Consider the following 25,704-nt stretch of genomic DNA (forward strand, 5'->3'; position numbering starts at 1 on the left):
TTTGAGGAGTTCAGTTTCAAAACACCTCTTAGGAAGACAGTTCAAGTCACGATCGCGATTCCGCAAGGGTTCTTTTACTTCGAGCGATTCGATCGCTCTTCAAAAGCAGTCGTTGCGGTATGCAGCAGTTCGCGCAACAGTTGTTTCACTCGCTTTTCGCCGCGTGCCAGGGCAGACCCCGCTTCGCCCAGTTTTTCTTCAACGTCGGACTGTTTTTGCTGAACCAGTGTTGTGCCTTCGGGCTGCGATTCGCGTGCGCTTTCGTACCATTCTTTTGCATTATCGAGATGCTTTTGCACTTCATCAAATTGATCGCCATACCGCGCTGCAAGATTGGCTTTTACGATCGCCAACTGTGCTTGAAGCTGAGCGTATCGCTTTTGCAGCATTTCGCCTTCTTCCGTGTTCTTGAGTGCGTTCACTGCCGTATTCACGGCTTCTTGCAGCATACCCGGACTGCTCTTGCTGGTCGTTTCAATTTCTTGCAGCGTTTGTTCAACGTCGGTGTGCAGTTCGTTTTCTTCTTGAGAAACCTGGGCTTGCAGCTTTTGAATCTCCGCTTCTGTTTTTGCAATGGCAGCGCGGCGACTTTCGCTAATGCCGTCAATTACGCCTTCGATCGACGCAGTAACTTCTTCTTTGACTTCTTTGCCTCTGCTTTGCAGGCTTTCAAACACGGTTGAAATTACATCTTTGATCAGCGATCGAGCTTCTCCCGATCCGGCTTTTACTTCCTGGCGCATTTCCACAACCGCATTTCGCACAATTTCTCGAATGCGATCGCTTCTAAGCTGTCCTTCCTGCCGTGCTTTGTCCAGATCTGCCTTAATTTGTTCTTTAATATTGTTCTGTTCTACCGAGTTCGGCATTGTTTCTACTCCAGAATCCAAATTAATTGTCGAAACTTTTGATTGGCTAAAATACCAGAATTCCTCCGCTCAATTCAAAGCAGAGGGCAGATTTTAAACTGCAATGATTACCTAATTTTTCTACTGTCTCTAATTTCTATTGTTAAGAGTTGCCAGGCGATCGACACCCTTCGCAGGAAAGACTTTTGCAGGTTAGATCGTAAACGGCTGAAGCGGGTAACTTTCCCACTGTTTGCGATATCGCTCCGCGACAAAAGGACGAACCACAAAGCGCGGCGGATTGCCCTCCTGCACATCAATTCGGAGGAAAGAATACGGGCGACGCTTTTCTAAACCCTGCCCGGTGCGTCCGACATAGAGATGCGATTGGGCAACGTTCAAATTTTTAACTTTGCCATCCACCACCAGAGTTTCGTTAAGCATCGTGCCTTCAATGCGCTGCCGCCGTAGGCTGTAGCCGCTGCCGCCGCACACAATGCAGTTAATTCCTGCGTCTGCCAGCCCGTTTGATTCGGTTTTCAAATGTTCTAAACAGTGGGCGTGTCCGTTCAGAATTAAATCCACAATCGATCGATTTGCCGCTCGTTCTGCGATTGATTTTGCCACATTTTCAAACACCTGCCGCATTCGTTGACGCACTGCTAGCGTTTGCGCTTGATGCCATTTTGTGGCTTCAGTGACATAGGGCGGATGGTGAAAGAACAGCACTCTTCCTCGCACGTCATCGGTATTCCAGGATTCGATCAAGCCTTGCTCAAGCCACTTTAATTGCTCGTCATCCACCAGCGGCGGGGTGCGGGTTTCAAGCTGTTGATCAATATCGCGTTCGACTTCTTCAAGCTGCTCTAATTTAGTGCGCTGGTCGTCGATCAGTTCGGAATCATGGGGCAGATCGGCGCGAAAGCCTGAAAGCCGTTCAACAATCATCTGCTGTTCGGCATTGACTTCTTTGCGTCGCTGCTCCAAAACCTCACGATAGGCTTGTCCTGCTGGGGTATCGGGTAAAGGAGCCGGAGCGTTAAACGTATTGGAATCCAGCGCAAAAAAATCAATGCCGCTCACCCGAAAACGATAGTAGCGATTGGGCAAACGGGTAAATAGCTTAGGCTGATAAGACAAACAGCGATCGCTGCCCCACTGAGCCGTGTAGTGTTGATCGAGGTGCTGAGCTAGGGTCTGCCCGGATCTGAGGTCGCTCAAACAGTCGATAAACGCTTTCGCATAGGCTCCACCCTGATAGGAACCGTGCCAGCCAATATCAAAATCAATCCTCGATCGCAGGAGCCGCCGCACTGGATAGAACGATTGCGCTAACGCTCCAAACAGAATCGGCAAATCGTAATAATCATGGTTGCCCAGCACAGGCAGAAACGGCAGGTTAAAGCGCATCTGATCGTAGCGAATTTTTTCTGCTCGATCGCCGTCCACTAAAAACTCTCGATAAGGCAGTACGAAATTCTGCGGGTAATACTCGCTAGAACCCACCAGATAGACGACATCCCCGGTATGCAGCACAAAGCGGCAGTCTTCTCGCTGCTCAGCCATCATTTCAGCAATGCGACGCTGGGGATCGTAGCCCCGATGTGCCCCAGTTCCGCTATCACCCAGCACCAAAAACGAAAACTCCGATCGATCGTCCTGTCCGTCTTCCAGCACCAGTCGCGTTTGATCAATTTTGCGCTGCACGATTGCTGATTCACGCCAGCGAACGCGCTGCTTCATTTTTTCAATCTTGCTTGGAATGGACGGGTCGGTAACAAATTTCATAGTGAGTTAACAGGCGCGATCGATTGCACTTCCCTCTCACGTTGATTGTAATGACCTTTTCAGAGGACTTCTACTTTAGTTTGGGGAGATTGGGGAGATTGCGGAGATTGTAGCTGAGCGGGTAGCTCTACCCGAAAGACCGCCCCCTGACCCAAATCACTTTCAACGGTAATCGTGCCATCCATCAATTTCACCAGTCCGGCGGAAATTGCCAGCCCCAGCCCTGTGCCGCCGTACGCTCGATTCAGCGATTGTTCAACCTGCCAAAACTCTCGAAAAACTTGCGAATGATGTGCGGGATCAATGCCGATCCCAGTATCACTTACGGTAATCGAAATGCGATCGTCTGCAACCTGCTGTACTTCAATCCGAATCACGCCTTGATCGGAGAACTTCACGGCATTCGAGAGCAGGTTCATCACTACTTGACGCAGCCGAACGCGATCGTTTGTTACCGGAATGGGAACCTGCCCAACTTCAACCTGAAGATCCAGGTTTTTGCGCGTTGCCAGCGGACGAATTTCTTTTCCTGCTTCTAAAACCAGCTCAACCAGATCAAATTCCTGATTGCGAAGCTGGAGATTGTTTTCCCGCAGTTTTGAAACATCCAGCAGGTTTTCAATCAGGGAAAGCAGGTGTTTACCGTTGTTAAAAATCCGCTCAATCATGTTGATCTGCTGTGGATCATACTGCTGATGAAATCGGCGCAGCAGCAAATCAGAAAATCCTAAGATTGCGTTCATCGGGGTGCGAAGCTCATGGGAAACCGTTGCCATAAACTGCTGTTTAATGCGATCGGATTCGACCAGCTCCACGTTTTGAACTTGCACCTGTCGCATGTGTTCTTCGGCTTCTTTCCGCACTGTGATATCGCGCACGAGCCAATACAGCCGATTGACCTGCCCCGCCCCATCCTGGTTTGCGGCGATCGTCACTGCGGCATCAAACCATTCTCCGGTCGGACGCTGCAAGCACACCTCCCACTCCCGCTCCCGCCGCATAGGATTGACCTGGTTCAGCTTGGTTCGAAAGAATGGCTGGTGATGAGGGGCGATCAAGCTGCTTAGCGACCGACCTACTAAGTCATTTCGATGACAGCGAAAAACTGCGGTTGCCGTAGGATTTGCCGCTTCGATCGTGCCGCTACAGTCTGTGATCAAATAAGCGTCCGGAGCCAGGTCAAAGGTCTCCTGATACTGCTTACAAAGATCCTGCACCGACTCGTAAGCTGAACTTAAAGCCTGATGCTCTTGAATGAGCCGCTCTTCCGTACTCCGAAGTTCGCTCAACACCTGACGCAGCTCGACCAGTTGTTTCCCAAACTGCTGATCTTGAGCATTGGGAAGCTTGCTAGCAGTGCTATAGAGACGATCGGCTTGCTGATGCACGATGTCTAGATGCTGGCTTAAGTTGTCCTCCCCCCGTTGGCTTTCCATAAGCGTTAGCTGCGTTCCCATTTTTTTCACAGTGAATTTCAAAAAGACTTTAAGAGCAGTAGCACAGCTCACAATATTCTTTAATACTCGTGCAACAACGAGCTGTTGTACTCTTCTCAAAGATTGAGAGATCTCGCTTCTACAGGCGGATTCGAGCCGTTTCAGCACTCTACTTTAGGCATTAGGCTTTTGCTGTCTCTTACGGAGGAGTAAGAGAGGATGCGGAGGAGCAATTCCTTTTATCACCCACGGTAAGATATGGCCCTGCTTAAAGCTGGCATTCACTTTCCGATTGTGAAGAACTTTGAAACCAGAATAATGCTTACTTTCCTTAAAAAATAATTAAAAAATAAAAGCGAAACAAAGAAAGCTAACGAGATAGCTTGACTAGTACATATTGTCTATTTATAGATTTATCAAATAATTTCTTCAGGAAAAATACTAGAAGTTTGCTCTGTTTTTTCTAGAAGTCTTTTTTCTAGAACTCATTCAAGCGATACTTTTTCTGCTTTTATGCTTGTATTTCTATGCTTTTATCTTCATGCTTTGTATTCCTATGCTTTGTATTTATATGTCTTGTACAAATTCTAAATTGGTTCTTTTATTCATGCTTCTCTGTCCTACGAGCGAGGAGATTTCGAGTTCAACTAATGTATGTTTAAGGGACAAGCTAAAAAACTTTCCCCTAATTGTAATCCTGCCCCTGATCGAGTTCAGGGGTTTTTTTTGCATTTTTTAGATTAACGATCCTACTAGTTTGTATCCAAAATAACTGTTTATGTTTCTAATGAAAACGCCTTTAGACGGAGCTTAAAGAAAGCAAACCCATCTAGAGTAGATTTAATTTCCTTCTCTCGGTAGAAGAATGAGCACTATAACAAATTTATACTTTCGTAAATAAAGCTTAATCAGGCTAGGTCTGTATCTTTAAGCATAGGTGAGAAGTGAAGCACTCTGGATTATCGCACGATCGCCTTTTATACAGACTTAGAAGCGGTGTTAGCACAGAATTGATAGGCGGAAGCAGTTTTCTTCCCAAGGAGTAAGGTTAGCTTTTGTTTTCACGCTGCCTTGGGGAATTTTGCAATAGGGGAACCGAGTAGCTTATCTCCCGCCTTGCTTTCCCTGTCCTGCTTGCGTTCACCCTTATGCTTTATCCATCGCTGTACTCATCACGTTAAGGAGGTTAATATGCAACTGCAAGTTGAGTGTGGTTTCCCTGGTCTTGCTCAGCCCTGCTCACTCTGTGAACAGTCGTTTGAGATGAAAGAAGGACGGGTGATTCTATGTGATGATCAGGGCGATAGATACGGCGAGGTCTGTCCTGACTGCATTAGCCAGGGTATTCACTGGCTCAATCATGAGTTTGAGCGTCTTGTGCAGCAGCTTACGCTTTCACATTGCATCAAGTCCCGACATCCCTACAGGCTGGAAGAAAGCAAGAGCGTTAACAGTCCTATCAGCAGCAGTGTAAGCAGCGATCGGCGACACGATCCTTCCCAGGTAAGGAGCAAAACCTTGCATAGTACCACCTTTTGACAGAGTGAACTTATAGCGACCTCGCTTGAATAGAAAGTAGAGTTCTAACCGTATCTCGATATATTCAGCAGAGGTTTCAATATGCAAAGCCAATCCAATTCTTTTAAGAGTCTGGAATCGATCGAGCGCATCCTCGCGCTAGCTCTGGGAATCATTTTCTTGTTTGTTGGAATTGCGGGCTTTTTGCCCGGGTTTGTATCGCTGCCTGTGGGTGCACCTGACGTTGCGGTAGATGCTCCTCGCCTGTTCTTCGATGATGGCTACGGCTATGTGCTGGGTCTGTTTCCCACAAACTTTGTACACAATGCCGTCCACATTGTCGTTGGTATTCTTGGCATCGCTGCTGCAACGAGCTTTGGTGGTTCTTTGACTTATAACCGCCTGTTTGCAATTTCCTACATCGTGATCGCGCTGATGGGAATTCTGCCTTTTACCAACAATACGTTTGGTTTGATGCCAATCTGGGGCAACAACGTTTGGTTTAATGCGCTGACGGGTGCGATCGCTTACTACTATGGCTTCATCAAGCCTGCAAAAGCGATGGATATCACCAATTCTCCTTCGGTCTAAAGTAATTTCCATCGATCCAATTTATCCTACCGTGCGGGCGGGATAACCAATTTGAATGGAATTGAGTAGAACGTTCGCACGACAGATTGAAAATAAAGGTTGAAAGCAAATTGAAAACAGATTGAAAAGGTTTTGCGGCAGTGCCGGAACCAAGTTTCGCACTGACACATCTCTTAAAGAGATAAAGAATAGAGAGATAAAGACGATTTGAAAAGTTCCGATTGTGATCGGGCTCGCCCCCCTACCCTCCAATTTTAGGGGGAACCGAGCCAATCATGCTTACGCTCAAAGTCACCCAATATTGTCTTTCAATATTGAGAGATTTAGGGGACGATGTAGAACCCATAACACTGAATCAAATCGCTTCTCAATTCCAATCTTCTCAATTCAAATTGCTACAGCGACCTGTTTGGAACGATTCGATGAGCGAACCTTATTCTCAAAATTCGATCCTCTCGAATGAATCGATCGAAGCTTCACGAGAACTCAACTCGGGGACATTAGGTCAGTATTAGGTTATCAATATCAGGTTAATGGCCAACATCAAAACTGCCAGCATCAAAGCAGTCAAGATTAAAGCAACCAGCATTAAATCAAAGCGAAGCCCCTTCAACCCCCTCTCCCATGCAGGGTCTTCAAATTTCACCTCCCAAATCTGACACCATAACCCAACTATTCTGAGGATACGACAATGGCAAAGGCAAGTCACAAAGGTACAGGCAATAAAAATTCGGTAGAAGAGTTGAACGTAGACCAGGAGCAAATTCCGACTGAAACCGGATACCCCTACAACGATCACGGTGAAGAGAGCGTTAATCCGGCTGCACTGGAGCGCGGCGAAACTCCAACCGAAGAACAGAACTCGGAACAATCTGAATAACAGTCTGAACAAAACTCCGACTACTTCCTGGCAAAAACTGAGTTGATAACAAAAATAGACCATTAGACAGGGGCGGACGATCGTTCGCCCTTTTAGATTGAAAAAAGGTCTTAATTGCACCAATACAAAGCAAAAACAACGCGTAAAACATAGGAATTGTCACCCTCCTATGCAATCGGAGGAACGTTATTTATGCGGTTAGTGGCATACGGTTAATGAATCTGGAGTGACCGAAGTGGAAACCTACGACGTAATTCTGATCGGGGCAGGTCACAATGCCCTTGTTTGTGCTGCTTATTTATTGAAAGCAGGCTACAGCGTCCTTTTACTGGAAAAAGGCGAATTTCCCGGCGGAGCTTGCACCACTGAGGAACTGCTGCCCGAAACCGCTCCGGGCTTCAAGTTCAATCCTTGCGCGATCGATCATATCTTTATCCATCTGGGTCCGGTGGTGGATGAACTGGAACTGCAAAAGTATGGTTTAGAGTATCTCGTTTGCGACCCGGTCATCTTCTGTCCCCATCCTGACGGCAAATATTTTCTGGCGCATAAATCAGTTGAAAAAACCTGTGCCGAAATTGCCCGCTACAGCCCACGTGATGCCGAAAAATATGCAGAGTATGTGGACTTCTGGCAGCGAGTGGTCGCGATGCTCACGCCCATATTTAATGCGCCGCCTAAATCGATCGGAGATATTGCCGGAAATTTTGACCTGGATCAGATCCGCAAGTCGCTTTCGCTGCTGGGCACACCGGATAAAACGCTGGATTTGTTCCGCACCATGTTCAGCAGCCCACGTGACCAGCTCGACGAGTTTTTTGACAGCGAATTTCTCAAAGCTCCCCTGGCACGACTAGCGGCTGAGCTGAGTACGCCACCTTCCCAGAAAACCATGGCGGTTGGGGCAATGATGATGACGATGCGCCATGATCCGGGAATGGCAAGACCCAAAGGCGGAACTGGGGCGCTGGTCGATGCACTCGTGCGGCTGGTTCGTAGTAAAGGCGGCAAGATTCTAACCGAACAGCCTGTCGATCGCGTTTTAGTCGATAACGGTCGGGCAGCGGGCGTGCGGACGCAAAACGGCACGGAATATCGGGCAAAACGGGGCGTGATTTCCAGTCTCGATGCGAAGCGATTATTCCTGCACCATATGGATCCAGGCGATGTCGATCGGGCAGATCCAGAACTGCGGGAACGGGTCGATCGCCGGATTGTGATGCACAACGAAGCGATTCTCAAAATTGACTGTGCCCTTTCAGAACTGCCCCGATTTGAAAACCACAATCATCAAGACGAATTTCTCATGGGATCGGTGCTGATTGCTGATTCGGTGAATCAGGTGGAAGTAGCGCATACCGACCCAATGGTGGGCAAAATTCCGCTCGAAGATCCCTCCATGTATCTGGCGATTCCGTCAGTGCGCGATCCATCGCTGGCTCCCGAAGGCAAGCACACGCTCTGGATCGAATACTTTGTGCCTTACCAAATTGCGGGGGCTGAAGGAATCGGCTACAAAGGCACAGGCTGGACGGATGAGCTGAAAGGTCGGGTTGCCGATCGTGTGCTCGATAAGCTGGCAGACTACGCCCCTAATCTCAAAAATGCCATTATCGATCGCCATATCGAGTCCCCGCCCGAACTCACCGAGCGAATTGGGGTGATGAAGGGCAACTACTATCATCTGGATATGACCTTCGAGCAAATGATTTTCTTCCGTCCCTTACCGGAACTGGCAAACTACACCACCCCGATTGAAGGACTCTACCTTACAGGCGCAGGCACACACCCCGGCGGCTCTATCTCTGGAATGCCCGGGCGCAACGCCGCTCGCATTTTCCTGCAACAGCAACAATGGTCGATCGGGCAAAGCCTTAATGAGGCAGGGGAATCTCTTAAGGAAGTCGTCTATTCGCTGTCCAATCGTTTGTTCAAATAGTTTGGTCGTTTTGTACATTTTGTATTTGTAGCAGTTTCGCAGGGTGGGCAATTGCTCACCTTTTTTTTGATTTCTATTAGTGGGTAGCAAATAACGATCGTGATGCTTCCGTAACGCTTCAGCAATCCTTCTGGGATAATCGATTGAGCCTTGCAGCCTTCAGAAGTTACCTATGTGGGCATCGTGGGAATCTTACAGCAATAGAATCACTATCCCTCCCCTCTTCCCATCATGAAAGCCCAGCAATTCCTTAGAAATAAGGCGTTTCCATTACAAATTGTCCTGATTGTCCCGTTCGTGCTCCAGATTTTTGGAGCCGTTGGTTTAGTCGGTTATTTGTCCTTTAAAAATGGGCAGCAAGCAGTCAATGATCTGGCAGAGCAGTTGATCGATCGCACAAGCGATGTTGTTCAGGAACATTTAGAGGCATATCTTGCCGTCCCTCAAAAGCTGAACCAGATCAACGCAGATGCAATCCGTCGAGGAGTACTGGATGTGAGCGATCGGCAAGCCTTAGGCAAGTACTTTTGGGATCAGCTACAGGCGTATGACCTGACATATCTTGGAATTGGGCTAACGACAGGGGAGGGAATCGGAGCCGCTCGTTTTGATGGTAAAAACACCACAATCGAGGATTGGACTGCGGAACAGCAAAATAACAACACCAACTATGCGACAGACGCCCTGGGCAATCGAACTAAAGTTAATTTCCAAGCAACCTGGAGCAATTTTGCCGAACCCTGGTACACCGAACCGATCGCTGCTGGTAAACCGATTTGGGCAAAAATTATCACAACAAGCTTGCCTTCTGGCCCTTACATTGCTGCTTCTGCTAGCCGCCCGATCTACGATTCACAAAATCATCTGTTAGGCATGATTGGGATAGATATCCACTTGCTGAGACTCAACAACTTCTTACAAAATCTGAGTATTAGCGAATCGGGACAAGTGTTTCTGGTCGAGCGGGATGGCAATTTGATTGCAACATCTGGTCAAGAAAATCCCTTTACGCTCGTCAATCAAAAAGTTCAGCGATTGCACGCTGTCGATAGCCCCAACCCGATTATTCAGACGATTGCCAGACACATTCAAATCTCCAGCGGTTTTCAGTCGATCGCTCAAAATCAGGACGCGGAGTTTCAACTTGAAATCCAGGGAAACCAGCACTTTGTTAATGTTGCACCTTGGCGCGACGAGTATGGATTAGACTGGCTTCTAATCGTGAGCGTGCCTGAAAACACATTTATGGCGCAAATCAATCAGAACACACGCACCACGATCGCGCTTTGTTTTGGTGCATTCGCCGTTGCCTCAATGCTGGGCGTACTCACCTCGCAATGGATTACTCGTCCCGTTCTTCGCCTGAATCAAGCGAGTGAAGCAATGGCATCGGGCGATCTAGATCAAAGCGTAGAAACCAGCAGTATTCAAGAACTCAACACCCTGTCTCACTCCTTTAACCACATGGCAGGGCAAATGCGCCGATCGTTTACTGCACTGGAGCAAAGCAAAGAAGAATTAGAGGAACGAGTCGAAGAACGCACGGCTGAACTCAAAAATACGTTAACAGAGTTGCAGCGAACTCAGGCTCAAGTGGTTCAAAGCGAAAAAATGTCGAGTTTGGGACAATTGGTTGCCGGAATTGCTCATGAGATCAATAACCCGGTTAACTTTATTCACGGCAATCTTGCCCATGTGCAGGAATACTCTAAGGATTTATTAGGTTTTTTGCAGTTGTATCAACAGCACTATCCCCATCCTGCCTCTGAAATTCAAACGGCTGCCGAAAAGATCGATCTGGAGTTTTTGCAGGACGATCTGCCCAAAATGCTGACTTCAATGAAAATGGGAACCGATCGCATTCGTCAGATCATTTTGTCGCTGCGAACCTTCTCCCGCATGGATGAAGCAGAATGCAAAGCAGTTGATATTCACGAAGGCATTGACAGCACTCTGTTAATTCTGCAACACCGGCTCAAAGCTACACCAGAGCGACCCGAAATTGAGATTATCAAGGACTATGACGCGCTACCGCTCATCGAATGCTATGCCGGACAGCTTAATCAGGTCTTTATGAATATCCTGGTGAATTCGATTGATGCGATCGAAGAGAATCGGACGAAGCACACTTATCAGGAGCTTTTGAATCATCCAGGTCGAATCACAATTCGCACTTCAGTAATGGATGCAGGATGGATCGAAGTCACGATCGCTGATAACGGAAGCGGCATTCCCGAAGCAATTCAACAGCACATCTTTGATCCATTCTTCACCACCAAACCGCTCGGAAAGGGCACTGGAATGGGGATGTCGATTAGTTACCAGATCATCACTGAGAGACACAGCGGCAAATTAGAATGCTTCTCCAAGCCTGGCGCAGGAACCGAGTTCATAATCCGAATTCCAATTCGGCAACCCATGGCGCACTAAAGCTCTTGTACTAAAGCTCTCGCGCTAAAGCAGATCTCGCACTAAAGCAGATGCCTTCTGCCGCATCATTACAGCGTTGAAACTCAGACATTAGCGACGATCGACCTGAACCCGCTTACCCGGATATTGCTTTTTAACCCAGGCAATAAAATTTTGCATTTTCGGGTCTTGCTGCAATTTCTCTAAAGAATTGAGTTCTTTTGCAAGATGGGCATTGTTGTAAAAGGCATGAATCTGTCGATGACAGGCAGAACAAATCTGAATCGTTGGACCGGAATCTAGTTTTTTGCGCTTGGTGTTTTGCCGTGGGGTAAGGTGATGTGCCGTCAGCGCAGGAACAGCCCGATCGCACAATTCGCAGCGCAATTCTGCCGTTTTGTCACGGTTCGAGTAGCTCAAAGCTTTGAACCTCCAGCACTGGACCAATTCCGGCTAAAGAAAACACATCGTCTCGCACCTGCCCCTTGATTCGCACCTTCAGCCCCATTTGAAGCAATCCTTGCGGTGCGCCTTTGTGAATTTCGTAATCTTTTCCCTGGCGAGAAACCAGCGTCCAGCGATCGAGATGGGAACGCCAGATTGTACCTTCAACCGTAAGCATAAAGCAGCCAAGATGGACGATCAGAAAATGATGCAGGGAAACAAAGCCCCAACAGTTCCTAAACAATAGCGCAGACTACCCGTGGAATGCCTTCTACCAGGAGGGTTAGTCTACGCCGTTGAACACGTTACAGAACGTAGTATTGAATTCAGATGTGTTATGAAAAATCGAAAAGGGCTAGTGAATAAAACTGCGATCGGAATTAGATTAACTTGCAGCTTGAACGGGTTTTTGGCTCTGCACTGTGTTTGAGCGACCGCGACGCGAATCTGCTAATGCATCGAACGGGTAAAACTCAATGTGGTTTAACAAAGTTGTGACAAACGCAAAGAGTAAGAACGGCAGCGATAACACCAAAATTAAGCCCACGGTTGCAAGGGCGTAAACAGGACGGCTCGCTCCCATTAATGCCATTGCTGCTGCCAGACTAATAAATAGCACCAGTAACCACACAATAATCTGACCATAAATGTCGCCAAAGGTAAGGGTGCAAACCAAACGGTACTTCTGCGCTTCCATAAAGCTACCCTAGCAATGTGTCTATAACCTCTTAGGGTAGAGTGCAGACGGGCGAAATGGGAGATAACTCATTGTTTTTAAAGGTTGTTTTTAACGAGTTGATATATTTCTTTAGGTTTGTTCTAGATAACTCGATACATTTCTTTAGATTCGATTCTTTAGAATGGCTGCTACTTGCTCGATCGCCTCTTCCACACGCTCTGCCACCCAAATTCAATGGGGAGTCGTTCCTCCTGCTGGATCATTGCTTGAAAGCTGCCGAAAAAACTGAGCTGTGAGGCGATCGACATTCATCAGAATCACAGGCTTTTGGGCTTTCAGAGCCAGCGCAACTTCTGAAGCCGTTCCGGCTCCCATGCCACAGGCAATAATCACGTTGCTGGTGAGAATGTTGATGTGATTGCGGGCACTGCCCATGCCAGTCACAATCGGGATATCGATCGCTTCAGACATCCCATAATCAGTGGTTCCCGGTAAAATGCCGATCGTCAGTCCGCCTGCTTGCTTCGCCCCACGGCTGGCAGCTTCCATCACGCCCACCGCGCGTCCGCCTGTCAGCAAAATCCAGCCTCGCTGGGCAATCTGCTCACCTAAGGTAAAGGCAGTCTGGCAATCGCGATCGGTTGCCGTTTCGCCTGGTCCCATCACTCCAACGATTGTTCTTCGCATTACGCAACAGATTTCTACTTCATTTGATCCTAGGCCCAATCGATCTGGGCATTCTGTGAGAATTCAGAATTCAACCCTATCGCAATCCTGCTATACGTTATGGCTCTGGCGAATGCAAAGCTGCCTGACACTTCCCTAGCTCGGCTCCCGCTCGTCTCCGTGATTGTGCCCATCTACAACGGCGAGGCAGATTTGCCCGGATTGCTCCAGTGCCTACAGGCACAAACTTATCCAGCCGCTCGCGTCGAATATTTGCTGGTTGACAACGGCAGCAGCGATCGCACCCTGGAACTACTTGAATTAGCAGCTTCGCAGTTTTCTCAGACAGAAATCGCGCCCGCCGTACCCGCGATCGATTCCCAAACCGATCATCCCGCTCATCCCATAGAGGAACCTGCTTGGCATCGCCGGATTCAACTCCGGGTGCTATCTGAAACTCAAATTCAAAGCTCCTACGCGGCACGCAACTGCGGCATTCGGGCAGCGATCGGAGAAATTCTTGCCTTTACCGATGCTGATTGTCGTCCTCAGCCGGATTGGCTGCTGCATCTGGTTCAGCCTTTTCAACAAGCTGGCAGTGAAAAAATTGGCATTGTCGCAGGCGAGATTTTACCGCTTCCTGGAACTTCCTTACTTGAGCGGTACGCCGATCGCCATCAAATTCTGTCTCAGTGTCATACCCTCTCCCATTCGTTTTATTCCTATGGGCAGACGGCAAATTTAGCTGTCCGGCGGCAAGCTTTAGAACAAGCAGGATTATTCCGTCCCTGGCTCACCACAGGGGGGGATGCGGATCTGTGCTGGCGAATTCAGCAGCAGGGCTTTTGGCAGCTTCAGTTTGCGGAACAGGCGATCGTCCAGCATCGTCATCGTTCAACCTGGCGCGAGCTGCGGCATCAGTGGACGCGCTACGGGCGATCGAATTGCTATTTGCACGAGCTGCACGGTGTAGCTCTGGCTCAGCCTTTAACCCGGCGCGAAACCTTTTACCGACTCAGTCGATGGCTGCTCAAGGAGATTCCGATCGTCCTGCGGCAGACGGTAACTGAGCAGGGTTTTTCAAGCCTGAAGCGATCGCAGGGAGAATCCTGGATTGATGCGGTGATGGATACACCGATCGGCTTGCTGTGCCGCCACTGGCGCACGATCGGACAGCAGGAGTCTGCCCTTCCTGAAGCCGCCTGTCAGGTCGAGTGGTTTCCTCAAACTGCCACCGTACAGAACCTTTAAAACCTTTAGGAAAAACTGACGCAGTTATCAAAATATCAAAAAGCCTGTTACAAAAATGTTACAGATAGAGATGAGGTCGGCAGGATCAAGAAATACTAGAAGTCGATGTCGGTGGTCTGCCTCACACCAGCCATCCCTTTGCAAGGGGGTCTGCGCTCAAAATTCCCAATGGCTGGGCGGCTTGTTCTATTTGCTCCAACTCTAAACAGTTTGAGTTTTCAAAGCGCGTGCTGTTTTCCATTGCCCCAACATGACCGACTATCAGCCCCTCCCATTTAGACCGTGCCCATCGCTGCTCCAGCCTTGTGTTGCCCCTCGCCGCTATCGTTTCTGGCAGCGAATGAAAGGACTGGTCTGGGGTTTAGGATTAGGGCTAGGCTGTGGAATGACAACTCCCGTACTTGCCGCCGAACAGCTTGCCATTCGGATTGGTCCTTTTCAGCAGTCAATTCAAATCTCTGACCTAGAGCAGTTTTCCCAAACCGGACAGGTTCCCCCCACCCTGCGCCTTTACGCGCCGCTACTGACGGATCAGGTGCGCTATGCCCTTCGCAGTCGGCTGCAGCTAGACCGAAACGTGGGCGATAAGCTCGTGGAAGACCTGCTGTATTCCTCTTCGGGCGAGCGGTTTCTCAACACCCTCCAAGTGGCAATTCCCAGCGCGAATCCGGCGCAGCTTCGATCGACTTTGATGCAAGCGGCTCGCCATCGGGATGGCATGAGTCTCCTGGGGCTGCTGCGATCGTTCCCGGAAAAGACCGTTACGGTGGATGCGGCTTCAGCGGTGGCACTTGCTTCGCAGGTCAACTTACCCTACTGGCAAAGCCAAACCCTGAGTTCAATGCTGGAACGGGAGCTGACGGTGAAAAGTTCGCCCTTCCGCTCACAACTTGATCCGGCTCAGATGGGGCAGCAGTGGGTCTGGAAGCAATCGCTGACGCTGCGCGACTATCAACGCGATCGATCAATTCCCATTGACCTCTACTGGAGTCGCCGCACTCAGGGCCCATTGGTCGTGCTGTCCCACGGGTTTGGAGCCGATCGGCGGTTTCTCAGCTATCTGGCATATCATCTCGCATCGAATGGCATCACGGTTGTCGCAGTCGAGCATCCGGGCAGCAACGTTGCCTGGCTCACCAGCAGCTCACTGGATAACGCTGGGGTAAATGCGATGAGTACCATCCTGCCTGCCTCGGAGTTTGTCGATCGTCCTAAGGATGTCAGCTTTGTGCTCGATCGCTTGCAGCAGATGAATCGCTTTTCCAGTCGGCTCCGAGACAAGCTCAACACCGAGCAGGTCACAATTATTGGTCATTCGCTGGGCGGCTATACGGCATTAGCACTGGCAGGGGCACAGCCTAACCTCAAGCACCTGCGCGAGTTCTGCAATGACCCAAACCCAGTCGCCTTTTCGCCTGCGGATCTGCTTCAGTGCAATGCAGCAGATTTACCCGAACAGGTCGGCAAGCTCCGCGATAGCAGAATTGCTCAAACCATTTTGCTGAATCCGGTGATCGGGCGATTGTTTGATGCAAAAAGCTTGGCACAGGTGGCAGTTCCAACGCTGATGCTTGCCAGCACAGACGATGCGATTACGCCTGCGGTGAGTCAGCAGTTTTTGCCGTTTACCGAGTTGAAGACGGACAAGAAGTATCTGTTGACGGCGATCGGCGCAACCCATCTTAGCGTAGGCGATCCGGCAAATCTCAACCACTCTCTGACCCAAAGCATTTTTGTTCGTGAACGCCCCGATGAAGAAACCAAGGCACTGCGGCAGCTTTTGCAGGGGGTCAGCCTCGCGTTTATCAAACAGCTCACGCCCGAAGCAGAACGCTACAAGCCGTTTCTCTCGTCTGCCTATGCCCAATCTTTTTCGACCGCAAACCTGAAGCTGCGGCTAAACGCTACGCTGCCGCCAAACTTTACAAACTGGCTGAAAGTGGCTGCCCTGCCAATGGAGCAGCTCGTCTCAGGCACCCTAGCTCAGCGTCAGCAGGCGGCGCAGCAAAACCTGTGCGACCTGAACCCCGACTGCTTGCTGAATAACCTGCCGCTCGTCATGTTTATCCTGCCCGGAGGCTTACCGCTTGCAGCCACGCAACTGCTCAGACGCAGACAACGCCGGAAGCCGCCGATGACCAAAGAAACTTCAGAAGCCTAAGCAAGTCTGAAAAGTAGGTTTGAAAAGGCATCTTGAAAAGGCATATTTGTGACTCGAATTGCCCTTTCCCCAGAGTGGGCTACGGGGTACACCTGTCGAATCAGCCTCGTTCTATTCTTTTCAGCCGCCTCAATTCCCCAATTTTGGAGGAGTTTGACTGAACCAGGCTCAGTTTTTCCTAAATAGGGGAAACCAGGGGTGAAAGGTAGCCGTGTGAAATGCCGATCGACCCTCCTCTGACAAGCTCTCTAAAGACTCATATCTTCGTGAATGATCTTTTTGGCATGATTTTCTGAATAATTAAGTATCACCGTACTTTTCCCCCGATTGCCCTTAGTTTCAGCTAAATTTGAAGCATTCTACAGAGATCTAAAAGTTCGATCGCCTTGGAAAATCATTTCCAAGAGAATCATTTCCAGGTGAGCGAATAGGTCTTCTCGCTTCATTTCTTATCATGAGCCTGCCTCCCTCTACTCTATGGCTATTTGTCGGCTTTCTGTGTCTGATGGCAGGGACGCTGGCAGGTGAACCGAGCGCAGCGGCAATAGGAATTGCAGCGTTAATCACGGGCATTGCTGCACTCTCCCTCGCTTCGGCAACAGTACAAGTCATCCTCTGGGGAATCCTCTCGATCGCCCTTATTGTGGTGCTGCGCGGTATGGTTCCAAAGGCATCGATTGATTTGAGTCCGGCGCAGGAAGCAACGGTGACGGAAACGATTCCCCCAAGCGGCATTGGGCTAGTGTCTTATGAAGGGGCACTGTGGCGGGCGCGCTGCCAGATTTCTGACATCAGCATTGCGCCAGGGCAAATGGTTTATGTGGTGGGGCGGCAGGGACTTACGCTCATGGTGCTTCCAACCACGTTTCTAGAGGAGATTGAAGACTTTTCCAATCGTCCCCGAATCAAAAGCTAGATTGCCTCAGGACAGAGCCCTCTGAAGGACGAAAATCAGGACTAAAACCGATCGCTAACGGTATATTTGAACTAGAAGGCACAATGTTGTAGCTGGCTCAATCGCCAATAGGGTTATGTATTCTCCTTTGATTTGGGTTTTTGCCGTTGTGCTGACAGTGTTGGGGGCAACGGTTGGTTCGGTCAAGCGTGTTAACGAAGGCAATCAGGCATTGGTCGAACGGCTGGGACGCTATCACCGCACACTGACGGCAGGATTAAACTTCTGGGTGCTGCCGATCGTTGATGAGCTGGTGATCGAAGCTTCGATGCGTGAGCAAATTCTCGACATCGATCCCAGCAACGTTATCACCAAAGACAACGTAACGATTAAGATTGATGCGGTGATCTTCTGGCAAATTCTTGAGCTGCGTCAGGCATACTACAAAATTACAGATATTGAAGAAGCCCTGAAAAATCTGGTCGTCACCACCCTGCGATCGCAGATTGGCAGCATGGATCTGCAAGAGATTTATTCCTCGCGAGCGTCCATCAACCGTTCTTTGTCTGAAAGCCTGGACGAAGCCACTGACCCCTGGGGCGTGAAGGTGACGCGGGTAGAAGTGCAAGATATTCAGCTTCCCGAAAGTATCAAAACTGCGCTGGAGCGAGAGCGGGCATCCCAGAGTGAACAGCGGGCAATGGAAGCGGAGGCAGCCGGACGCAAAAAGGCGGCGATCGAAAATGCAACGGCGATCGCAGAGTCAGTGCAGCGCATTTCAGAGGCAGTCCAAGGAACGCCCAGAGGAGAAGAGATTCTGCGCTACCTGGTTGCTCAAAGATATGTCGATGCCAACCTTCAGTTAGGTCAAAGTGCAAACGCAAAAGTGGTCTTTATGAATCCCAGAGACCTGAGCGAAGGGGTATCTGAACTCATTTCTACGCCAGAACAGCGTTCCAACAATGGTGACTCCGGCAAGGGCGCATGATCGGAATCGCTTAATTCGATCGCCAAATGGCATCTGCGACGCGACAGACATCATGGATCTCGCGAACATCATGCACCCGCAACACATCGGCTCCGCCTTCGATCGCGGCACAGCAGGTCGCGGCAGTTCCCCAAACGCGCTGCTGCGGATCGGGTTGGTTCAGCAGATGTCCGATAAAACTTTTGCGAGAAGTCCCAACCAGCATTGGGCAGCCCAGCGACCGAAGGTGAGGTAGACCGCGTAACAGCTCTAGATTCTGAGCATAAGTCTTTGCAAACCCAATACCCGGATCAATCATGATGCGATCGGGCAAAATTCCTGCACTGACCGCAGCCTCGATCCGGTGGGCTAAAAACTCGTAGATTTCTCCCAGCAGGTCATGATATTCGGTTAACTGCTGCATCGTTTTCGGCGTACCGCGCAGGTGCATCAGCACGATTGGAACACCCAATTCAGCTACGGTCGGCAGCATAGCAGGATCATAAGTTGCGCCAGAAACATCGTTAATCAAATCGGCTCCCGCTTCAACGGCAGACCGGGCAACTTCCGCTCGCGTTGTATCGACTGAAATTGGAATCTCCTTCAAAACAGGTGATGCTAAATCAGCAGAAGTGGGTTGAATGGTGCGGATGGCGCGAACCACGGGAATGACGCGATCGAGTTCTTCCTGAAGCGAAACGATTTCTGCCTGGGGACGGGTAGACTGTCCGCCAATATCCAAAATATCTGCCCCCGATCGAGCGAGATGATCTGCTTGTTTCAGGGCATGATCGAGCGCGTTAAACTGTCCCCCATCGCTAAAGCTATCGGGTGTGACGTTCAAAATTCCCATAAGATAGGTTCGATCGCCCCATACCCAGGGCTGACCTCTCAACGTCCATGCGGCAGGCATAAATTCTCTAAAATTGGGCTGACTCGCCTCAGATCACAGCAAAGGCAGGCGGAACCGGAGACGATGGCGGCAATTGCTGTAATGTTGAAGTTAAACGAATGTGGAGCCGATGGCAAGTTAAGCTGATGGTTGACAGGAATTACAGCCCTGCAACCGATCAACATGTGCAGAATGTGCAATCAGCAGAATGTGCAATAAGTCGGTGCAGCAAGCAGTAACTGAAGCCGTCCCGGCGGGAAACCTATTCTGAAGGGCGATCAGCTCTCTGGCACAGGTCATCGATCGCATCACCTGGATCAAGTTGCGCTTTTTCTCGTCATGCTTTTCCAGTTTCCGTTCTAGAGAAGCATCTGGCGCAACAGGCAACTTCTTTCAGCAACCGTCGCAGGATTAGAGGAATGGCTCTGATGCTGATTTGTCCCAATTGTTCTTCCGAAAACCCAGACACGCATCGGTTCTGCCAGGCTTGTGGGCATTTGCTGGCTGAGCAGTCCTGTCCTGGCTGTGGCACGCTTGTTTCGGTTCAGCTTGAACGATGTCCTGTCTGTCAAACCTTCACAGGCACGACTTGGTATGCCGTTTGTACGCGGGAAGCATTCGCAGAGGAAACTGCCACTGCCTCGATCGCCCCAAACCTAACCGCCGAGTACCTGGATCAACAGCAGCGCTATCGCATTCTCGAAAAATGCTCTGATTTAGCAATCGCGGCTCAAATCGTGCCCCAAGAGTTCACCATGCGGGTGTTAGACTGTCAGCCCCTGCAACCCACCCCGCTCCAACTGCTGCAACGCGATCACATTACGCCTGAAGTTAACGCTTATCTGGAACTGCAGACCGACTATCATTCTCTGGCACTGCCTGATATTCACGATGCCTGGCAAACCAATGGGGTTTCGGTGATTCTGCTTGCCGATCGATCGCACCTGCCTCAGCTCCAGGCAGTCTGGGCAGAAGAAACCGTTTTGCCGCTGCAAATACTGCACTGGCTGCACGAAATGGCGACCCTCTGGTCTTTGCTGGAACCTCATCAAGCTTGCCGCAGTCTTCTAGAACTAGCAAACCTGTATGTAGACGAAGACTATTTGCTTTGTCTGCAACGGCTTTATTTTGATCCATCTCACCAAACCACTGAGATCAAAATGCTGGCAGACCTGTGGCAGCAGCTGTTCCAGGAGTCGCAGCACACCTATCGGACAGAACTGGCACTGTTACACCATGAGCTGATGCTCGGCAAAATCACGTCTGCTGAGGCGTTACGTACCCGTATCGAAGCGATCGCCATTCTGCTGCAAACCAACGACAATATGACCAGTAGCTCTGACCGAACTGAACCGCTCGATTCCTACAGTTCCCCTGAGGATGACACGGCTCCACCGTTCCCCGCCAATGCCATGCCAGACGCAGAAGACAGCACAGTTCCGTTTAGCCTGCCTGCCCTGAACTCTGTCCCAGGCGCAGCACAATTTGACCTTTCACTACAAGAGGAAGGGGAGTCAGAAAACGATGAATTGCCCACGATCATCCTTCCAATGCAGCTAATTAGTCTAGAAGACGCAGCGAGTACTGATGTCGGGCGGCAGCGGAACCACAACGAAGACTGCTTTAATATCCAGACAGAGTTCCGCAAAGTCGAAACGCCTCAGGGTCGCAGTCTGGACGCAAAAGGACTCTACATTCTCTGTGACGGAATGGGCGGTCATGCAGGCGGAGAAGTGGCAAGTGCACTGGCGGTTGAAACGCTTAGTCAATATTTTGCAGCCCAATGGCAGGATAACCTCCCCAGCGAAGCCTGCATTCGGGAAGGTATTATGCAAGCCAATCGGGCAATTTACGAGCGTAATCAAGAGGACGAGCGATCGGGCAGCGGACGCATGGGAACGACCCTGGTGCTGGTGCTGATCCAAAACACCGAGATGGCGATTGCCCATGTGGGAGACAGTCGCCTTTATCGCCTCAGTCGATCGCGTGGACTAGAGCAGCTTACAACCGATCACGAAGTCGGGCAGCGTGAGATCCAGCGCGGCGTTGAACCGTCGATCGCCTATGCCCGTCCCGATGCTTATCAGCTTACTCAGGCACTTGGTCCCCGAGACGAGAACTTTATTAATCCAGATGTCAAGTTCCTCGAACTAACAGAAGACCTGCTATTGCTGCTTTGCTCTGACGGCTTATCCGATAACAATTTGCTCGAACGGCAATGGCAAACTTGTCTGGAGCCAATGCTGCGAACCCAGGCTTCGCTCGAAGAGGGGGTGACGCAACTGATTAATCTAGCAAATGAGCAAAACGGGCACGATAACGTAACTGCGCTGGTGATTCGCGCTAAAGTTCGTCCCGACGTTGAGCTATTCGGGCAAAAGCTGGAGCAAGCCCACTCACCTCAGCCCTAACAGGTCTATCTGGGCGTTCAGAAGCTGAAGCTGCACATTGCGAAAAACCAGAGAAAACCGGGCGTTTTATTCGTCGTCTTCCCAAGTTTCAACGGCAAGCAGGGATTCGATCGTATCCTGCATTAAAAAGTCAAAGTCCTCTAGCTCGCGCTTCCAGAACGCCCAATCGTCGCCATAAAGAAAAGCAATTTTCCAGATGCGATCGGTCGATTTCAGCACGTTTGACTGAACGAGCGAGCGAACGTGTCGCTGCAATTTCTCCATCGGGTGAGCAACCTGCTGGTTCATAACACCTTTTGTCATGGTTATTGTTATGGAAATGTTCTAATTTTTTCTGTCTATGCCCCTGCTGATTAACTCAGTGCCGCTCCGGTTGAGCGTGTCATGCCGCACAGTCTTGTGAGAGCAGGAGCCTCTATCCAGTTCCATATACTAGCACAAATCTATTTTTGTGATGGCGCACACTGCATTTTTCGCGAATTATTGCTTATTACAATGAAAGCGACCGTCAGCAGTAAGCGAGACTAATCATCAAGAAGCAACCAAAGAAGCTAGATTGGAACAATCGCGCAAAGCGCAAAGAGGCGATCGCTTAAAAGCGATATTTGAGATAAAAGCAATCTTTAAGAACTAACACCAAGAACTAACGCCTGTAGCCTGCCCTGAGCAAGTTGATTCTGCGAGAAGCCGTCCAAAATTAACGAGACCAAATCAAAGTTGACTGAATTAATTACAAACAGATCTGTTCTCTTTTGCATAAAGCCGCTAGAATAATACTTTTGGGTAAGTTTTACACAGAGAGGAAGCTAGATGTCACGATATCGAGGTCCGCGCCTCAGAGTTGTGCGTCGTTTGGGCGAGTTACCCGGTTTAACCCGCAAGAGTGCCCGACGAGCATATCCCCCCGGACAGCACGGGCAAGCACGCAAGAAGCGTTCTGAATACGCGGTACGACTGGAAGAAAAGCAAAAACTCCGCTTTAACTACGGTGTTTCTGAGCGACAGCTCCTTCGCTATGTGCGTAAGGCACGTCGTGCGGCGGGTTCAACAGGTTTGGTGCTGCTGCAACTGCTGGAAATGCGGCTGGATAATACCGTTTTTCGGTTGGGCATGGCTCCGACGATTCCTAGTGCGCGTCAGCTGGTGAATCACGGTCACGTCACGGTTAACGGTCGCGTGGTCAATATTGCCAGCTATCAGTGCAGACCGGGTGAAGTGATTGCAGTGCGCGATACAGAGCGTTCTCGCAAGCTCGTTGAGGCAAATTTACAGTTCCCTGGCTTGGCGCACTTGCCCAGCCACCTGGAATTTGATAAAGGCAAGATAACAGGTAAAGTCAATGGCGTCGTAGAGCGCGAATGGGTTGCGCTTCAGGTCAACGAACTGCTGGTGGTTGAGTACTACTCGCGTCAGGCTTAAATTCTCCCATCGCAATTCTTGGCGAAATTGTCGTCAGCGATCGTCTCCGTGCGGCTGCGGAGTCGGTTCATCGAGACAAGTTTTCTGCAAGCCCTCTGGACACCGTCAGTCCGGGGGCTTGTTTGATTTTTAGCCGTTTAGCCGCCGATTTGGGACATGGTGCGGGTATAGGTTCCGACTGTGCCCGACTCCCGCTGTTTGAAGTTAATTGCAGGCTTAAGGTCAAGCAGTACCTGCACCTGAGCACAAAGCTCACGGGTGGAAACCCCCGATCGCAAAGCAGTTTTCAAATCAATTTGTCCGGTTTCATTTAGCAGGCAGGGGCGCAACCAGCCATCCGCTGAGAGCCGCATCCGGTTACAGCGATCGCAAAAGCATTCTGACATTTGACTAATAAAGCCGAGCGTTCCTTTTGCGCCTGGAATCTGAAACACATCCGCAGGACCGTTGCCCCGCACCCGTGCCTCAACCAGGCCCCACCGCTGGTGAATCTGCTGCCGGAGGGTTTCAGAATCAATCCAACCTTTGTCCCCAAACAGATTCCCATTGCCGATCGGCATAAACTCGATAAAGCGAACGTGCCAGTGGCGATCGATCGTCAGTGCCGCTAAGTCCAGCACTTCATGGTCATTCACGCCTGGAATCACCACCACATTCAGCTTGAGCGGATCAAAGCCAACTCGATGCGCCGCCTGAATACCGCTCCAGACCTGCTGCCAGCGGGTTCTGCCCCGGTTGCCAATGATTCGATCGAATACTTCAGGTTCCAGGGAGTCGAGGCTGATGTTGATGCGGCGCAGTCCAGCATCATAAAGTCCTTGTGCAAGGTCTGCTAACAAAAAGCCATTTGTGGTCATCGAGAGATCCTGAGTTTCTGGCAGCGCGGCAATTTGCTGCACCAGGCTCACCACCTGCGGACGCAGCAACGGCTCACCCCCGGTCAGGCGAAATCGGCTAAAGCCGCAGGGAATAAACACTTCGCGCAGCAGTGTCAGCAGTTCTGCATCGGTTAAAACTTCCTGCTTGCGGATGTACTCCAGTTCCGCTCCTTCCGGCATACAGTACTGACACTGAAAATTACAGCGATCGATCAGACTAATGCGAAGGTAATCAACAACAGGATTCACAGGCGCAACTTGAGTTAATGTTTAGAAATGAAACGGGAAGATAGACCTATCTTAACGAATGGCAACCCTTGTTTTTGCTGAGCTAGGTGGGGAGCATCCCTAGTCTTCCTAATTCTGTGCCCCCAACTTTACTTGATTAATATCTGTTACTCTCCCTTGTTTGACCCTGTTTCTCCCCCTCAATCAGGCTATACTCTACCCGTCTTTGCCTGTGCTGCGGCAGTTGCAGCTCTGCGATGGCTTGAAGAGGATCGATTTCCGCTGACTTCAGTATCGATCGATTTAATCGAACCCGATGAAACGGCTGAGATTGCGATCGAGCAAATTGCCCTTTTGTCTGACACTGCTGCTTTAGCAATTAGCCGCAGTGATCCCGGAGACAATCTGGATCTGACACGAGATACACCCGTCTGGGCACTGGTTGAGCTGATGCCCGAAGGATCAGATTTAATCGTGATTCGAGGCGGCGAAGGAATCGGCAAACAAATCTACGCTAACCATCAGCCTGCCATTTATGACTATGCTCAGCGATTACTGCACTACAATCTGGCAGCATGGCTACCCCCAGAAACCGCTATTCAAGTGACGATCATTTTGCCGCAGGGTCGGTCGCTGGCAACGCGAACTTCTAATGCGGCTTTTGGCGTTGTTGAGGGTTTATCGCTGCTGGGAACATCGGGGATCGCTCAACCGCTCAGCGCACCTGGACAACTTGAACTGTTTCGGCAGGAGCTTCAGCAGCGAGCCAACCGAAATGACGGGCTGGTCTTTTGTATTGGTGAGAATGGGCTGGATCTGGCAGAGCAGCAGGGCATCAGTGCCGATCGGCTAATTAAAACGGCAAACTGGCTGGGATCGATGCTGGTGGAAGCAGGCTTACAGGGGGTGCGATCGGTGCTGCTGTTTGGCTATCACGGCAAGCTGATTAAACTGGCAGGCGGCATTTTTCACACGCATCATCATGTCGCTGACGGACGGCAGGAAATCTTAGCAGCGCACTGTGCCAATTCGGGACTGCCGACTCTCGATGTGCAGGCAGTGTTTTCCAGTCCAACGACTGAGGCTGCTTTACAATATCTGCGAAAGCTGGATGCGGTGGAGGGAAGTCACTGGGTTAATCAGGTTTATGGTTCGATCGCAGAGCAAATCGATCGCCGCGCTACTGCCTATATCCAGATCCACTGCAGTCAGCTAGTACAGGTGGGATCAGTCCTGTTCGATCGCGATCGGCAAATTCTAGTACAGAGCAAAATTGGCGCAACATTGCTGCACAGGTTTGTTAATCTGGATTAAATATTCAAAAATTATTACGTTTAACGAAAGGGTTTTACTTCGCGCTCTTCAGAGCGGTTTAGCAAGTTATCTTGGTTAATCAATTAAGGA

General features: G+C 50.0%; 22 protein-coding genes. 12 read left to right on the plus strand and 10 right to left on the minus strand.

Features of this window, described 5'->3' with window-relative positions; all coding sequences use genetic code 11:
• Positions 1-74: 74 nt before the first annotated feature.
• From NDA02_RS03040 to NDA02_RS03050, 3 genes are all read right to left on the minus strand, one after another.
• Positions 75-869, minus strand: coding sequence for a histidine kinase (locus NDA02_RS03040; RefSeq protein ID WP_190790595.1), 795 nt, complete (start codon positions 867-869; stop codon positions 75-77).
• A gap of 192 nt (positions 870-1,061) precedes the next feature.
• Entirely contained in the window at positions 1,062-2,636 is a 1,575-nt protein-coding gene (locus NDA02_RS03045; protein WP_190790594.1) for a metallophosphoesterase, read from the minus strand.
• A 59-nt stretch (positions 2,637-2,695) separates the two neighbouring features.
• Positions 2,696-4,072 carry a PAS domain-containing sensor histidine kinase gene (locus NDA02_RS03050; RefSeq protein ID WP_190790593.1) on the minus strand — a complete coding sequence of 459 codons (1,377 nt, stop codon included), beginning with the start codon at positions 4,070-4,072 and terminating at the stop codon, positions 2,696-2,698.
• 1,191 nt (positions 4,073-5,263) lie between these two features.
• On the opposite strand from NDA02_RS03050, the gene NDA02_RS03055 reads away from it, so the two are divergent.
• From NDA02_RS03055 to NDA02_RS03075, 5 genes are all read left to right on the plus strand, one after another.
• Complete coding sequence (locus tag NDA02_RS03055) at positions 5,264-5,611, plus strand: hypothetical protein (RefSeq protein ID WP_190790592.1); 348 nt, start codon at positions 5,264-5,266, stop codon at positions 5,609-5,611.
• Positions 5,612-5,692: 81 nt separating this feature from the next.
• Positions 5,693-6,181: a DUF4383 domain-containing protein gene (locus tag NDA02_RS03060; protein WP_190790591.1), complete on the plus strand. Its 489-nt coding sequence runs from the start codon at positions 5,693-5,695 to the stop codon at positions 6,179-6,181.
• 691 nt (positions 6,182-6,872) lie between these two features.
• Positions 6,873-7,061, plus strand: coding sequence for a hypothetical protein (locus NDA02_RS03065; RefSeq protein WP_190790590.1), 189 nt, complete (start codon positions 6,873-6,875; stop codon positions 7,059-7,061).
• A 235-nt stretch (positions 7,062-7,296) separates the two neighbouring features.
• Complete coding sequence (gene crtO, locus NDA02_RS03070) at positions 7,297-9,000, plus strand: beta-carotene ketolase CrtO (RefSeq protein ID WP_190790598.1); 1,704 nt, start codon at positions 7,297-7,299, stop codon at positions 8,998-9,000.
• Positions 9,001-9,231: 231 nt separating this feature from the next.
• Positions 9,232-11,430, plus strand: a complete 2,199-nt coding sequence (locus NDA02_RS03075) for an ATP-binding protein (RefSeq protein WP_190790589.1) — start codon at positions 9,232-9,234, stop codon at positions 11,428-11,430.
• Between the two features lie 90 nt (positions 11,431-11,520).
• On the opposite strand, the gene NDA02_RS03080 is transcribed toward NDA02_RS03075, so the two are convergent.
• From NDA02_RS03080 to NDA02_RS03095, 4 genes are all read right to left on the minus strand, one after another.
• Positions 11,521-11,829: an HNH endonuclease gene (locus NDA02_RS03080; RefSeq protein ID WP_242067180.1), complete on the minus strand. Its 309-nt coding sequence runs from the start codon at positions 11,827-11,829 to the stop codon at positions 11,521-11,523.
• Entirely contained in the window at positions 11,810-12,031 is a 222-nt protein-coding gene (locus tag NDA02_RS03085; RefSeq protein WP_190790588.1) for a hypothetical protein, read from the minus strand. Before NDA02_RS03085 ends, NDA02_RS03080 begins: the two co-directional genes overlap by 20 nt.
• 207 nt (positions 12,032-12,238) lie before the next feature.
• On the minus strand, positions 12,239-12,550 hold the full coding sequence (locus NDA02_RS03090) for a hypothetical protein (protein ID WP_190790587.1): 312 nt from the start codon (positions 12,548-12,550) through the stop codon (positions 12,239-12,241).
• 213 nt (positions 12,551-12,763) lie between these two features.
• On the minus strand, positions 12,764-13,219 hold the full coding sequence (locus NDA02_RS03095; RefSeq protein WP_348254383.1) for a TIGR00725 family protein: 456 nt from the start codon (positions 13,217-13,219) through the stop codon (positions 12,764-12,766).
• Positions 13,220-13,318: 99 nt separating this feature from the next.
• Here NDA02_RS03095 and NDA02_RS03100 point away from each other — a divergent pair, with 99 nt between their 5' ends.
• The 4 genes from NDA02_RS03100 to NDA02_RS03115 all read left to right on the plus strand — a co-directional run bounded on the left by NDA02_RS03100 (position 13,319) and on the right by NDA02_RS03115 (position 18,493).
• Positions 13,319-14,449 carry a glycosyltransferase gene (locus tag NDA02_RS03100; protein ID WP_190790585.1) on the plus strand — a complete coding sequence of 377 codons (1,131 nt, stop codon included), beginning with the start codon at positions 13,319-13,321 and terminating at the stop codon, positions 14,447-14,449.
• A gap of 250 nt (positions 14,450-14,699) precedes the next feature.
• Positions 14,700-16,610 (plus strand): alpha/beta hydrolase, encoded by a 1,911-nt coding sequence (locus NDA02_RS03105; protein WP_199296778.1) that lies wholly within the window; start codon positions 14,700-14,702, stop codon positions 16,608-16,610.
• A gap of 454 nt (positions 16,611-17,064) precedes the next feature.
• Positions 17,065-17,526: an NfeD family protein gene (locus NDA02_RS03110; RefSeq protein WP_190793933.1), complete on the plus strand. Its 462-nt coding sequence runs from the start codon at positions 17,065-17,067 to the stop codon at positions 17,524-17,526.
• A 115-nt stretch (positions 17,527-17,641) separates the two neighbouring features.
• On the plus strand, positions 17,642-18,493 hold the full coding sequence (locus NDA02_RS03115) for a stomatin-like protein (RefSeq protein ID WP_190793934.1): 852 nt from the start codon (positions 17,642-17,644) through the stop codon (positions 18,491-18,493).
• 10 nt (positions 18,494-18,503) lie between these two features.
• Here NDA02_RS03115 and folP read toward each other — a convergent pair whose 3' ends face one another.
• Positions 18,504-19,385 carry a dihydropteroate synthase gene (gene folP / locus NDA02_RS03120; protein ID WP_190793935.1) on the minus strand — a complete coding sequence of 294 codons (882 nt, stop codon included), beginning with the start codon at positions 19,383-19,385 and terminating at the stop codon, positions 18,504-18,506.
• Between the two features lie 398 nt (positions 19,386-19,783).
• Between folP and NDA02_RS03125 the strand changes: the two genes are divergently transcribed.
• Positions 19,784-21,775 (plus strand): serine/threonine phosphatase, encoded by a 1,992-nt coding sequence (locus NDA02_RS03125; RefSeq protein WP_199296779.1) that lies wholly within the window; start codon positions 19,784-19,786, stop codon positions 21,773-21,775.
• 66 nt (positions 21,776-21,841) lie between these two features.
• Here the strand turns inward: NDA02_RS03125 and NDA02_RS03130 are convergent, their stop codons facing one another.
• Positions 21,842-22,063: a DUF4327 family protein gene (locus NDA02_RS03130; RefSeq protein ID WP_190793957.1), complete on the minus strand. Its 222-nt coding sequence runs from the start codon at positions 22,061-22,063 to the stop codon at positions 21,842-21,844.
• 522 nt (positions 22,064-22,585) lie between these two features.
• On the opposite strand from NDA02_RS03130, the gene rpsD reads away from it, so the two are divergent.
• On the plus strand, positions 22,586-23,194 hold the full coding sequence (rpsD, locus tag NDA02_RS03135; protein WP_190793937.1) for a 30S ribosomal protein S4: 609 nt from the start codon (positions 22,586-22,588) through the stop codon (positions 23,192-23,194).
• A gap of 137 nt (positions 23,195-23,331) precedes the next feature.
• On the opposite strand, the gene moaA is transcribed toward rpsD, so the two are convergent.
• Positions 23,332-24,321 carry a GTP 3',8-cyclase MoaA gene (gene moaA, locus NDA02_RS03140; RefSeq protein WP_190793938.1) on the minus strand — a complete coding sequence of 330 codons (990 nt, stop codon included), beginning with the start codon at positions 24,319-24,321 and terminating at the stop codon, positions 23,332-23,334.
• Between the two features lie 156 nt (positions 24,322-24,477).
• Here moaA and cbiD point away from each other — a divergent pair, with 156 nt between their 5' ends.
• The gene (cbiD, locus tag NDA02_RS03145) at positions 24,478-25,614 is read left to right on the plus strand and encodes a cobalt-precorrin-5B (C(1))-methyltransferase CbiD (RefSeq protein WP_190793939.1); all 1,137 of its coding nucleotides are present in this window, start codon (positions 24,478-24,480) and stop codon (positions 25,612-25,614) included.
• The last annotated feature ends 90 nt before the right edge of the window (positions 25,615-25,704 follow it).

Origin of the sequence: Leptolyngbya sp. ST-U4 (assembly GCF_039962215.1) — a bacterium.
Taxonomy (GTDB): domain Bacteria; phylum Cyanobacteriota; class Cyanobacteriia; order Elainellales; family Elainellaceae; genus Leptolyngbya_A.